The organism is Amycolatopsis sp. M39 (assembly GCF_001651785.1).
Lineage (GTDB): Bacteria > Actinomycetota > Actinomycetes > Mycobacteriales > Pseudonocardiaceae > Amycolatopsis > Amycolatopsis rubida.
Window position 1 is genome coordinate 825,758 of record NZ_LWSF01000002.1, and the last position, 12,262, is coordinate 838,019.

The 12,262-nt window shown below is 69.3% G+C and carries 13 protein-coding genes and 1 pseudogene; 8 read left to right on the forward strand and 6 right to left on the reverse strand.

The genetic code is table 11. The features are described from left to right. Positions 1-14 precede the first annotated feature (14 nt). Entirely contained in the window at positions 15-641 is a 627-nt protein-coding gene (locus tag A4R44_RS08655) for a heme-copper oxidase subunit III (protein ID WP_067577952.1), read from the reverse strand. Between the two features lie 107 nt (positions 642-748). Here A4R44_RS08655 and A4R44_RS08660 point away from each other — a divergent pair, with 107 nt between their 5' ends. The 3 genes from A4R44_RS08660 to trpD all read left to right on the forward strand — a co-directional run bounded on the left by A4R44_RS08660 (position 749) and on the right by trpD (position 2,698). Beyond that, positions 749-1,174, forward strand: coding sequence for a ribonuclease E inhibitor RraB (locus A4R44_RS08660; protein WP_067577954.1), 426 nt, complete (start codon positions 749-751; stop codon positions 1,172-1,174). Positions 1,175-1,235: 61 nt separating this feature from the next. Next, on the forward strand, positions 1,236-1,649 hold the full coding sequence (locus A4R44_RS08665; protein WP_067577956.1) for a hypothetical protein: 414 nt from the start codon (positions 1,236-1,238) through the stop codon (positions 1,647-1,649). Positions 1,650-1,654: 5 nt separating this feature from the next. Continuing rightward, positions 1,655-2,698 carry an anthranilate phosphoribosyltransferase gene (trpD, locus tag A4R44_RS08670; RefSeq protein ID WP_198545206.1) on the forward strand — a complete coding sequence of 348 codons (1,044 nt, stop codon included), beginning with the start codon at positions 1,655-1,657 and terminating at the stop codon, positions 2,696-2,698. Between the two features lie 121 nt (positions 2,699-2,819). On the opposite strand, the pseudogene A4R44_RS45430 reads toward trpD, so the two are convergent. Then, positions 2,820-3,770, reverse strand: a pseudogene (locus A4R44_RS45430) (GlxA family transcriptional regulator); the annotation flags it as partial. Positions 3,771-3,853: 83 nt separating this feature from the next. Between A4R44_RS45430 and A4R44_RS08680 the strand changes: the two are divergent. Continuing rightward, the gene (locus A4R44_RS08680; RefSeq protein ID WP_198545207.1) at positions 3,854-4,762 is read left to right on the forward strand and encodes a DMT family transporter; all 909 of its coding nucleotides are present in this window, start codon (positions 3,854-3,856) and stop codon (positions 4,760-4,762) included. Positions 4,763-4,773: 11 nt separating this feature from the next. Here A4R44_RS08680 and A4R44_RS08685 read toward each other — a convergent pair whose 3' ends face one another. Together A4R44_RS08685 and A4R44_RS08690 are read right to left on the reverse strand one after the other, a co-directional pair. Continuing rightward, entirely contained in the window at positions 4,774-5,196 is a 423-nt protein-coding gene (locus A4R44_RS08685; protein ID WP_037809532.1) for a cytochrome c oxidase subunit 4, read from the reverse strand. A gap of 32 nt (positions 5,197-5,228) precedes the next feature. Next, complete coding sequence (locus tag A4R44_RS08690; protein ID WP_067577962.1) at positions 5,229-6,176, reverse strand: cytochrome c oxidase subunit II; 948 nt, start codon at positions 6,174-6,176, stop codon at positions 5,229-5,231. Between the two features lie 212 nt (positions 6,177-6,388). Here A4R44_RS08690 and asnB point away from each other — a divergent pair, with 212 nt between their 5' ends. Next, complete coding sequence (gene asnB / locus A4R44_RS08695) at positions 6,389-8,323, forward strand: asparagine synthase (glutamine-hydrolyzing) (RefSeq protein ID WP_067577964.1); 1,935 nt, start codon at positions 6,389-6,391, stop codon at positions 8,321-8,323. A gap of 250 nt (positions 8,324-8,573) precedes the next feature. Here asnB and A4R44_RS08700 read toward each other — a convergent pair whose 3' ends face one another. Next, on the reverse strand, positions 8,574-9,563 hold the full coding sequence (locus A4R44_RS08700) for a carbohydrate kinase family protein (RefSeq protein ID WP_093576065.1): 990 nt from the start codon (positions 9,561-9,563) through the stop codon (positions 8,574-8,576). Positions 9,564-9,718: 155 nt separating this feature from the next. Between A4R44_RS08700 and A4R44_RS08705 the strand changes: the two genes are divergently transcribed. After that, complete coding sequence (locus A4R44_RS08705; RefSeq protein ID WP_067578181.1) at positions 9,719-9,904, forward strand: hypothetical protein; 186 nt, start codon at positions 9,719-9,721, stop codon at positions 9,902-9,904. 96 nt (positions 9,905-10,000) lie between these two features. Here A4R44_RS08705 and A4R44_RS08710 read toward each other — a convergent pair whose 3' ends face one another. Next, positions 10,001-10,378, reverse strand: a complete 378-nt coding sequence (locus A4R44_RS08710; RefSeq protein ID WP_037809530.1) for an iron-sulfur cluster assembly accessory protein — start codon at positions 10,376-10,378, stop codon at positions 10,001-10,003. Between the two features lie 144 nt (positions 10,379-10,522). Between A4R44_RS08710 and A4R44_RS08715 the strand changes: the two genes are divergently transcribed. Next, entirely contained in the window at positions 10,523-11,182 is a 660-nt protein-coding gene (locus tag A4R44_RS08715) for a DUF3043 domain-containing protein (protein WP_067577966.1), read from the forward strand. Between the two features lie 54 nt (positions 11,183-11,236). Further along, positions 11,237-12,226 carry an aldo/keto reductase family protein gene (locus A4R44_RS08720; RefSeq protein ID WP_067577968.1) on the forward strand — a complete coding sequence of 330 codons (990 nt, stop codon included), beginning with the start codon at positions 11,237-11,239 and terminating at the stop codon, positions 12,224-12,226. Positions 12,227-12,262 lie beyond the last annotated feature (36 nt).

A 12,262-nucleotide genomic window follows, 5' to 3' on the forward strand; every position in this document is an offset into this window, starting at 1 on the left:
GGGCGGTGCGGAGATCAGGGAAGGATGTAGATCACCGCGAAGAGGCCGACCCACACGATGTCGACGAAGTGCCAGTAGTACGACACGACGATCGCCGAGGTGGCCTGCGCCGGAGTGAACTTGCTGAGCTTCGTGCGGACCAGCAGGAACACGAAGGCGATGAGCCCGCCGATCACGTGCAGGCCGTGGAAACCGGTCGCGAGGTAGAACACCGTGCCGAACGGGCCGGACGGGATCGTGAGCCCCTCCTCGACCAGGTTGTGGTACTCGTTCGCCTGCCCGAACACGAAGATCGCGCCCATGATCAGCGTCACGATGTACCAGCGGCGCAGGCCGTAGACGTCGCCCCGCTCCGCGGCGAACACGCCGAACTGGCAGGTCAGCGACGACAGCACGAGGATCACCGTGAACGGGATCGCGTACGCGACGTTGAGGTGGAACTCCTCGCCGTGCAACGGCGGCGGCCAGGACGCCCCGGCCGGGTTCTGCGCCTTGACGGTGAAGAACATGGCGAACAGTCCGGCGAAGAACATCAGTTCGCTGGACAGCCACACGACGGTGCCGACACTGACCATGTTCGGCCGGTTCAGCGAGTGGACCCGCTGGCTGATGGTGGGAGCTGCCGTTGTCACGAATCGCATTATGTCCTCCCGCGACCGCACCCCGCCCGCCGGGTCTGCGGCGGGTCGTGGGAGCTTCGCGTCACACCCGCGCGCGCGACGCGGACCAGCGGCGGAAGGAGTTACTCGTGAGTTGGCTGGAGAAGCTCCGTGACCTGGTGAGAAAGCCCGAAGAAGCGGTTCTCGACCCGGACGCGCCCGGTCTGGCGACCGTCGTTTCGGCGTTCGATCCGGCCGTCGCGGATTCGGCGGTGCTCGCCGAATCACCCGGCTGGGCAAGCGAAGCGCCCGCGGTCCTCGTCCATCACCTGCTCCTTCCGGCGGACCGGATCGAGGAGGCGGCGGCGATTCTCGCGCAGGACGGCTACGACCTGCGCGAACAAAGCCGCGACGGCGACCGGGTGCTGGCGCACGCCCGGCGGGTGCAGGTGCTGGACGCCCTGCACTGCGCCCAGGAACGGTCCCGGATGGCCGGTCTGGCGCAGCGGCTCGGCGGCGACGCTCCGGGCTGGGAGGCGCGGCAACCGGGTGACTCGCCCACCGCGTCCGCGTGAGATGCGTCTCGGCGGATACGATCGCGGCTGTTCCACCCGTGACGAGACGGAGGCGTGCTCAATGAGCGAGCAGTCCCAGCGGATCCTGGTGTTCAGCCACAAGGCCGAGGTCCGCGAGGCGATCATGAACGCCGTCGGCAGGCGCCCGGCGGCCGACCTCGGCCGCGTCGAGTGGGTCGAGGCGGCCGGCATCGCCGACGTGCTCGCCGAAATGGACGCGGGCTCGGTCGACCTCGCGATCCTCGACGGCGAGGCGCAGCCGACCGGCGGCATCGGCCTGACCCGCCAGCTCAAGCACGAGATCGACGACTGCCCGCCGATCATCGTGGCCGTCCGCCGCCGGGACGACCGATGGCTCGCCACCTGGGCGCTGGCCGACGCCGTGCTGGTGCACCCGCTCGACCCGCTGACCGCGGCGGAAACCGTCGCCGGCGTGCTGCGCGCCGGGCGGGTCCCCGCCGTCAACGGCGGCTGAGCCCGGTGGGCGCCACCCCGCACACCTGGCCCGCGCTGCTCACCCGGCTCATCGCCGGCGAGAACCTGTCCGCGGAGGACACGGCGTGGGCGATGGACCAGATCATGTCCGGCAGCGCCGGGCAGGCGCAGATCGGCGGCTTCGCGGTCGCGCTGCGCGCCAAGGGCGAAACGCCCGCGGAGATCTCCGGCATGGCCGACGCGATGCTGGCGCACGCCCGGCGGATCACGCTGAGCCGTCCCGCGGTGGACATCGTCGGCACCGGGGGCGACCGGTCGAACTCGGTGAACATCTCCACGATGGCGACGATCGTGACGGCGGCGGCGGGCGCTCCGGTGGCCAAGCACGGCAACCGGAGCGCGTCGTCGAAGTCCGGCGCGGCCGACGTGCTGGAAACCCTCGGCGTGAAGATCGACCTGCCGCCGGAAGCGGTGCTCGCGTCGCTCGAGGAGATCGGCATCGGGTTCTGCTTCGCCCCGGCGTTCCACCCGGCGTTCCGGCACACCGGCCCGCCGCGGCGCGAACTGGGCGTGCCCACCACGTTCAACCTGCTGGGCCCGCTGACCAACCCGGCGCAGCCGCGAAGTGCCCTGATCGGCTGCGCGTACGCGGACAAAACCCGTGCCCTGGCGGAGATTTTCGCCGAACGCGGGATGTCGGTGCTGGTGGCCCGCGGCGACGACGGGCTGGACGAGATCACCACCACCACGACGACGTCGGTGCTGGTGGTCTCCGGCGGCACGGTGACGGAACGCTCCTTCGACCCGCAGTCGCTCGACATCCCGCGCGCCACGGCGGAGGACCTGCGCGGCGGCGACGCCGCGGCGAACGCCGAGGTCGTCCGGGAACTGGTCAGCGGCAAGACCGGTCCGGTGCGCGACGCGGTGGCGCTGAACGCCGCCGCCGCGCTGGCCGCCTTCGCGGGCTTCTCCGGTTCGCTCGAAGACGACTTGGCGGCTGGGCTGGACCAAGCACGCCAGGCCATCGACAGCGGTGCGGCAGCGGCGCTGCTGGACCGGTGGATCGCGTTCTCCTCGGCTGATCGCTGACCGTCCGCGCTGCCCGAAGTTCGCCTCGGCCAGCGAGCGCGGCCTGCCTCGGTGGACGTCCGTGAGGGAACCCTGCGGGAATCTGATTCCCGCAGGGTTCCCTCACGGACGGAAAGCGGTNGAAAGCGGTCCGGTATGCGCTGGGCGTGGTAGAGCGCAGCCGCGAGAACTGGTGCCGCAGCGCAGCCGCGGAGGTGTAACCGCAGGCCATCGCGATGTCCTCCACTGAAAGCGAGCCCTCCTCCAGCAGCGCCTGCGCCCGGTCGAGGCGGCGTTCGGTCAGCCAGCGATGCGGAGTCGTTCCGGTCGCGGCGGAGAAGCGGCGCAGGAACGTCCGCTCCCCCAATCCGCTGCGGCGAGCCAGCTCCGCGACCGTGAACGGCTGGTCCAACCGCCGTTCCACCCATTCGAGCGCTTCGGCGACCACCGCGTCGTCCGGAGCGGCCGTCGCGGGCACTGGGGCCTGCACGAACTGCGCCTGCCCGCCGGCGCGGTGCGGAGCGGCCACCATCCGCCGGGCCAGTGCCGTCGCCGCCGCGACTCCGCGCAAGCGCCGCACCAGGTGCAGGCACAGATCCACCGCGGCGACCGTCCCAGCGCTGGTGAACACGCCGTCGTCGTCCGCATAGAGGGCTTGGGGATCTACTTCCGCGGCGGGAAACAGGCGGCGGAATTCCGGCTCGTAGATCCAGTGCACCGTGCAGCGACGGCCGGCCAGCAGTCCCGCGTAACCGAGCGAAAACACTCCCGCGCAGAACCCCGCCACCCACGCGCCGCGTTCCCGCGCAGCGCGCAAGGCGTCCAGCAATGGTTCCGGCGGCGGCGCGGTCCGCGGCGCCTGGGTGGGCACAATCACCAAATCCGCCGACGCCGCGAAGTCGAGATCGCGCAGTCCGGCGAGGCCGAATCCGGACCAGCTGGCCACCTCCGCCCCGCCCGGCGAGCACACGCCGAAGTCCCAGCCGGGCATGCCGTCCGCGCTGCGGTCGGTGCCGAACACCTCGCACGCGACCCCCAGCTCGAACGGCGAAACCCGGTCCGCGAGCAGCACGGCGACCCGGTGCACGTCCATGCGACCCAGCATGTCACAAGTTGTGCGGTCATTGTCATCTCTGACACTGGTTGAGCGGAGCCGCCGCGACGAATCTGGGTCGCATGAAGAACCCCGAATCCCGCCCGGTCCTGCAGTGGTCCGCGGCGATGGCGTTGTCCGGCACGATCGGCGCGGTCGTGCTCGAAAGCGGCGCGGCCGCCCCGGCGGTGGCCTTCGCCCGCTGCCTCGTCGGCGGTGTCCTGCTGGTCGGGTGGTCCCTGGCCCGAGGCTGGTTCCGCGACTGGCGGCCGGCCCGCCGCGACCTGCTGCTCGCTGTCGCCGGCGGCCTGCTGCTGGTCGGCAACTGGGTGCTGCTGTTCGCGTCCTACTCGCTGTCGTCCATCGGCGTCAGCACCGTCGTCTACCACACCCAACCGCTGATCCTGGTCGGCATGGCGGCGATGTTCCTCGGCGAGAAAGTCGGCCGTTCGCACCTCCTGCGCGCGGGCGTGGCTTTCGCCGGAGTTGTGGTGATTTCCCTTTCCGCACAAGGAGATGACGGACAACCCGTGCGGTTCGCCGGGATCGCGCTCGCGCTCGGCGCGGCCCTGCTCTACGCCGGTGCGTCCTTCATCGCGAAGCAGCTCAAGCACATCCGGCCGCATTTGCTCGCGGCGGTGCAGCTGACGGTCGGCGCGATCGTGCTCGCCCCCGCGCTGATTTTCACTCCGCTGCCGAGCTCGGCTCCGGGACTGCTGTGGCTCCTGCTGCTGGGCACAGTGCACACCGCGGTGATGTACGTGCTGATGTACGCCAGCATCGGCAAGCTGCCGACCACGACGGTGGCGCTGCTGTCCTACCTGTACCCGGTGGTCGCGGTCGTGGTGGACATCCTGGCGTTCGGCCACCGGCTCACCTGGCCGGAGGGCCTGGGGATGCTGGCGGTGCTCGCCGCGGCGCTCGCTCCGCAGCGCGCCAAGGCGGATACGCGCGACGCCCGGCCGGAAATTCCCAGCCGGGCGTCGCGGTGAAGCGGAAAAACTCAGTCGTGCTCGGGACCGGTGTGGTACTCGAACACCAGCCCGCCCACGGCGATGAGCAGGGCCACGATCGCCATCACGAGCAGCCAGATGTGGAAGAACGCGAGGGCGAGGCCGGCCAGCCCGGCCGCCGCGGCCAGCGCGACCGGCCAGTAGCTGCCCGGGCTGAAGAAGCCCAGCTCGCCCGCGCCGTCGCTGATCTCGGCGTCCTCGCGGTCCTCCGGGCGCTCTTCGATCCGGCGGGACACGAACTGCATGTAGCTGCCGGCGAGGAACGCGAGGCCGCCGGTCAGGAACAGCGCGACGATGCCGACCGGCTCGGCCTTCTGGTCGGTCGTGAAGAGCGCGGTCATGACCCAGTAAACGGCGGTCATGAGGACGGCGAATCCCGCCACCATGTAGAAAATCCGGGCTTCGACCTTCATGGGATTGGTCCCCTACTCCTCTGGGTTCGCCGTCAGTTGGACGCGGTGCGCGCGGTGCGGTCGGTGTTGAACGGCTTCGTGGTCACCGCGAACGGGCTGCACAGCTCGCCGCAGTTCATCGACGCCAGCGCCTCGGCCGCGCTGTTCGGCTTGCCGGTCTTCGGGTTCGTCTCGGTGCGCAGCTTGAGGTACTGGTCGTACTTGTCCGGGGACAAGGCCCGCACCTCGAAGTTCATCACCGAATGGTACGTCCCGCACAGCTCGGCGCAGCGGCCGACGAACGAGCCCTCGCGGTCGATCGAGTTCTGGAACGAGCTGTCCTGGTTGTTCTTCTCCGGGTCCGGCATCACGTCGCGCTTGAAGTTGAACTCCGGGACCCAGAACGAGTGGATGACGTCCGTCGAGCGGAGCCGGTACTCGATGGTCTTGTTCGTCGGCAGCACGAGCAGCGGGATCTCGCCGGAGGAGCCGACGGTGCTCACCTGGGTGCCGTCGGCGCGCTTGGCGTTCTCGCCCTCGTACTTGAACTCCCAGTTCCACTGGAAGGCGATCACGTCGACCACGACGTCCGGGTTCGGCTTCTTGTCGAGGACCTTGCTCTCGGTCGTCGCGGTGAAGAAGAACAGCACGCAGACCATGATCGTCGGCAGGACGACCGTGAAGATCTCCAGCGGGATGTTGTACTGGAACTGCCGGGGCAGGTCCTCGGGGCCCTCGGCGGCCGCGCCCTTCTTCTTGCGGTGGAAGATCGCGGTCCAGAAGATCAGGGCCCACACGATCGCGCCGACGACGAGCGCCGCGACGACCGTCCACGTCCAGAGGGTGCGCATCTGGTCGGCCTGCGGCGTGACGCCCTTGGGCCAGCCGAAGCGGAGGATCTCGTCTCCCGAGCAGCCCGTCGCGGTCAGCGCCACCAGCACGGCCAGCGCGGCGACACGCCCGACCCGCTTACCCACCGGGGTGCGCTCTGGTTTTCCCACTGCGCCCTGCCCTTTCACCCAACAGGCCCTCTCACACCGGGCCTTCTTCGACCGATCTTCGTGACAGGCGGAGCCTAGCCGAGTTGGCCGCTCCCGCTGACCAAGGGGTGACCAGTTGCGCCACGCGTCACCCGCGTTCCGGGCGAGGCGCCCCGCCCCGGCATACTGGGCCCTTCCCCGGACCGGCCCGACCCTGAGGTGTGTGAGTACACGTGTGCGGCCTGCTTGGACTGATCTGCGCGACCGAAAACGACGCCTCGAACGCCCGGGAGAGCGTCGGCGCGGCGATGCGCTGCCAGCGCCACCGCGGCCCTGACGAGCAGGACACCTGGGCGGACGCCGAGGTCGTGTACGGCTTCAACCGGCTCGCCTTCATCGACGTCGACCACGCGCACCAGCCGCTGGTGTGGGGCCCGCCGGAGGCTCCCGGCCGGTACACGCTGAACTTCAACGGCGAGATCTACAACTACCGCGAACTGCGCGACGAGCTCGCCGAAGAATTCGGTGCGAAGTTCGCCACTGAAGGCGACGGCGAGGCGATCGTCGCGGCTTATCACTACCTCGGGGACAAAGCGGTCGAAAAACTGCGCGGCATGTTCGCGTTCCTGATCTGGGATTCGGCGGAAAAGGTCGTTTTCGGCGCGCGCGACCCGTTCGGGATCAAACCGCTCTACTACAGCGAAGGCCCGAAGGGCACCGCGTTCTCCAGCGAGAAGAAGAGCCTGCTGGAGCTGTCGGACACGCTCGGCGTCGCGCAGGAGCTGGACCGCACGGCCCTGCAGCACTACCTGGTCCTGCAGTACGTGCCGGAGCCGGAGTCGCTGCACACCGCGATCCGCCGCGTCGAGTCCGGCACCTCGTTCCGGCTCTCGCCGGGCGGGAAGCCCGAGTTCACCCGCTACTTCCACCCGAAGTTCGCCGCGCAGCCGGTGAACGGCCCCGCCGAGGCCGAGGCGCTGTACGAGCGCATCGCCGATGTGATGCGCGACTCGGTCGGCAAGCACATGATCTCCGACCCGGACGTCACGGTCGGCGCGTTCCTCTCCGGCGGCATCGACTCCACCGCGACCGCGACGCTCGCCAAGGAGCACAACCCGAACCTCATCGCGTTCACCACCGGGTTCGAGCGCGAGGGCTACTCCGAGGTGGACGTGGCCGCGGAATCGGCCGCCGCGATCGGCGTGAAGCACGTGGTCCGCACGGTGTCGGCGGACGAGATGATGGAAGCGCTGCCGCTCATCGTCTGGTACCTGGACGACCCGGTCGCCGACCCGGCGCTGGTCCCGCTGTGGTTCATCGCGCGCGAGGCGCGCAAGCACGTGAAGGCGGTGCTGTCCGGCGAAGGCGCGGACGAGCTGTTCGGCGGCTACACGATCTACGGCGAGCCGATCTCGCTGGCTCCGTTCGAGAAGATCCCCGGCGGCGTGCGGAAACTGCTGGGCAAGGTGTCCACGAAGATCCCGGAGGGCACCCGCGGCAAGGACCTGCTGCGCCGCGGCGCGCTCCCGCTGGAAGACCGCTACTACGGCAACGCCCGCAACTTCCGCGACGAGCAGCTGCGCGCCGTGCTGCGGACCTACCAGGAAGGCGTCGGCTTCAAGGACGTCACCGCCCCCTGGTACGACGTGTCCCGCGGCTGGGACCCGGTGGCCCGCATGCAGCACGTGGATTTGTTCACCTGGCTGCGCGGCGACATCCTGGTCAAGGCGGACAAGGTCACCATGGCGAACTCGCTGGAGCTGCGGGTGCCGTTCCTCGACGCCGAGGTGTTCAAGGTCGCCGCTTCGATCCCGCTGGACCAGAAACTCGCCCACGGCACCACGAAGTACGCGCTGCGCCAGGCCCTGGCGAAGATCATCCCCGGCCACGTGCTGAACCGGAAGAAACTGGGCTTCCCCGTGCCGATCCGGCTGTGGCTGCGCAACGAGATGCACGACTGGGCCCGCGGCATCATCAACGACTCGAAGACCGACGAGCTGCTGGACAAAACCGCCGTGCTCCGCCTGCTGGACGAGCACAAGGAGGGCCAGCTGGACCGCAGCCGCCAGCTCTGGGCTCTGCTGGTCTTCATGCTGTGGCACGGCATCTTCGTGGAACACCGCATCAAGCCGGAAATCCCGGAACCGGCCTACCCCGTCAAGCTCTGACCGCAGGTGAGGGGAAATCTGATTCCCTCAGGGTTCCCCTCACGGCCCTGAAACCACACCAGCGCACCCACCAAACCAGGCACCCATACCACCCCCGCACCCCGATCCGAAGCCCGAATGCGGACGGCGGGTGCTTGTCAAGGCATCTTTCCCGCCTTGACAAGCACCCGCCGTCCGTCAGCACCATCAGCTTCGGGGTGCCCGCAAGCGATCGGGCGCAAGGTCGCCGCCAGGCGACGAGCAGGCCCGGTCAAGCAGGCAGAACCGCCGCGATCTCCTCGGCAGCCTCCGGCCCGAACGCCTCCCGCAACCGCCCCAACGCCTCAGCCCGCTCCAGCGTCCACTCCTGCGTCCCCACCGTCTCCAAAACCAGCACCGCGATCAAACACCCCAACTGCGCGGCCCGCTCCAAACTGAGCCCGCCGTCGATCGCCGCGAGGAACCCGGCCCGGAACCCGTCCCCAACCCCAGTGGGATCGGCCTTCCCGCGCTCCGGAACCGCCCCGATCTGCAGCGCGGTCCCGTCCCGCCCGACGATCTCCACGCCCTTCTCCCCCAGCGTGGTGATCCGCAGCCCGACCCGCTCCAGCACATCGGCCTCGGTCCAGCCGGTCTTCTGCAGCAGCAACTCCCACTCGTAGTCGTTGCTGAACAGGTACTTGGCCCCCTCGACGAACGACCGCACCTGCGCCCCGTCCATCCGGGCCAGCTGCTGCGACGGGTCGACCGCGAAGGTGTACCCCCGCTGACGGCACTCCTGAGCGTGCCGGACCATGCCCTCAGGATCGTCCGGGCTGATCAGCACGAGCCCGAGCCCGCCGACCCGGTCCGAAATCGGCCCCATCTCGATATTGCGGGACTCCGCCATCGCGCCCGCGTAGAACGTCGCGATCTGGCACATGTCCTCGTCGGTGGTGCACACGAAGCGCGCGGTGTGCGCGACCTCGGACACCAGCACGCCCGCGGTGTCCACGCCGTGCCGCTGCAGCCACGACTGGTAGTCCGCCCAGTCCTGGCCGACGGCTCCGACGAGCACCGGCTGCACGCCGAGCACGCCGAGGCCGAACGCGATGTTCGCGCCGATGCCGCCGCGGCGCACGACGAGGTCGTCGGCGAGGAAGCTCAGCGACACCCGGTGCAGCTGCTCGGCGACGAGCTGCTCGGCGAACCTCCCCGGGAAGTGCATCAGATGGTCCGTCGCGATGCTGCCGGACACGGCGATCCTGGGCTTGTCTGCCACCGGTTCTCCTCACGGGGTGGATGAGCTGTCGTTTTCGCGCCCTGACGCAAGTTACCCGCTGGTCATGACCCTTCCGGGTAGTTTCCGCGCCACGTTCCGACACTACCGGCCGGTACTCGTTTCCCGTTCAAGTCCGGCTGAATAGCGTGACGTTCGTGAACCTCGCGACCGAACCGGAAACCCTCGGCGACCTGATCGCCGACTGCGCCCACCTCCCGTCCGCGCTGCGGCCCGAGCGCCCCGCCGGCCAGGCCCGGCTGCCCCGGCCCAGGACCGCCCGGCCGTGGACGGTCGACGACGCCTGCCACGCGCAGGTCGCCGATCTCGACGCGTACGTCTGAGCCCGCGAACGCTCGGCAGCAGGTGAACGGCGTCCGCGCCGGAAAACGCAAACAGGCCCCGGCGCGGCCGCGCCGGGGCCTGTTTCAGCTCTGGGTTCAGTGGAAGCTGTCGCCGCAGGCGCAGGAACCCGTGGCGTTCGGGTTGTCGATCGTGAAGCCCTGCTTCTCGATGGTGTCGACGAAGTCGATCACGGCCTCGGACACGTACGGCGCGCTCATCCGGTCCACGGCGACCTGGAGGCCGTCGAAGTCGCGGAACAGGTCGCCGTCGAGCGTGCGCTCGTCGAAGAACAGCTGGTAGCGCAAGCCCGCGCAGCCGCCGGGCTGCACGGCGATGCGCAGGTGCATGTCGTCGCGGCCCTCCTGTTCGAGCAGCGCCTTCGCCTTGGCGGCCGCGGCGTCGGTCAACGTCACGCCGTGGGTCTCCTCGGCGGTCTCGGCCGCAGCCGCACCGGTCTGCTCAGCGGTCGTCATGGCACTCCCTCTTTGGTCGAACTCGCTGCGGGTACATCTCGTGTCCTAGGCACAACACGGGACTCGCCCGATCTGTTCCCCTCCATCGTCGCATATGGAACGACCTGGTGAACAACGTCGTGACGGCTGCAATACCCTGGGGAGGTGAGGTTCCTGCGCCGAAGCACCACTGACCCCGCCGCCGACGACTCCGCGGCCGAGACCGCCGTTGTCGATTCCCAGGCCACGAGCAAGTCGTACACGCCGGGAAAGGGCAAGGCGACGCCCAAGCGGCGCGAGGCCGAAGGACGCAGGCGCGGGCCGGTCGCGGCGCCGCCCACCTCCATGCGCGAGGCGATGAAGCGCAACAAAGAGCTGCGCAAGGCCAATCCGGTCAGCAAGGAAGACCGCAAGGAGGCCGCCCGCGTCCGCCGCGAGCGGATGATGTCCGGCGACGACAAGTACCTGCCGCCGCGCGACAAGGGCCCGGTCAAGGCGTACGTGCGCGACCTGGTCGACTCCCGGCGCAACATCCTCGGCCTGTTCATGCCGCTGGCGATCCTGGTGTTCCTCGCGCTGCTGGTGCCCGCGCCGGCGGTGCAGCAGTACATCACCCTGGTCTGCATGGCGATGCTGCTGGTCATGGCCATCGAGGGCTTCGTGAACGGCCGCAAGATCTCGAAGCTGGTCCGCGAACGCTTCCCGAAGGAGCCGTCGACGGCGACCCGCGGCGTCGGCTGGTACGCCTTCGTCCGGGCGAGCCAGATCCGCAAGCTGCGGGTCCCGAAGCCGCGGTTGAAGGCAGGCGACCCGATCCCGAACTGAGCCGTGCGGCACACAGGTCGTTAGCCACGCGAACGAAACGTTTACGCTGTCGGCATGGAGTTTCGACGTCTCGGCCGCAGCGGCCTCAACATCAGTGAGATCTCCTACGGCAACTGGCTGACCCACGGGTCCCAGGTCGAGGAGGACCAGGCACAAGCCTGCATCAAGGCGGCACTCGACGCGGGCATCACGACCTTCGACACGGCTGACGTCTACGCCAACACCGCCGCGGAGTCGGTGCTCGGGCGCGGGCTCAAGGGGCAGCGCCGGGAGAGCCTGGAGATCTTCACCAAGGTCTTCTGGCCGACCGGGCCGAAGGGCCCCAACGACAAGGGTCTCTCCCGCAAGCACATCATCGAGTCGGCCAACGCCTCGCTCAAGCGGCTCGGCACCGACTATGTCGACCTCTACCAGGCGCACCGGTTCGACCGCACGGTGCCGCTGGAAGAGACGATGCAGGCGTTCGCCGACCTGGTCCGCCAGGGCAAGGCGCTCTACATCGGTGTCTCGGAGTGGAACGCGGAGCAGATCTCCCGCGGCGCGGCGCTCGCCCGCGAGCTGAAGATCCCGTTCGTGTCGAACCAGCCGCAGTACTCGATGCTGTGGCGCGTCATCGAATCGCAGGTCGTGCCCGCTTCCGAGCGCGAGGGCCTGAGCCAGATCGTCTGGTCGCCGGTGGCGCAGGGCGTGCTGACCGGCAAGTACAAGGTGGGCCAGCCGCTGCCCGCCGGTTCGCGCGCGACCGACGAGAACGGCGGCGCGAACATGGTGAAGCGTTTCCTCGACGAGAAGACCCTCGCCGCGGTCGCGAAACTGGAGCCGCTGGCGGCCGAAGCCGGGCTGTCGATGGCGCAGCTGGCCGTCGCGTGGGTGCTGCAGAACCCGAACGTCGCGTCGGCGATCATCGGGGCCTCGCGGCCGGAGCAGGTCTACGACAACGTCAAGGCGGCGGGCGTCAAGCTGGAGCCGGAGCTGCTCACGGCGATCGACGAGGCGCTGGGCGACGTCGTGGTCGCCGACCCGGCGCTCACCGTTTCCCCCTGATCACCGCGGCCGGGTTCGCCCCGGCGAAAGTCCGTG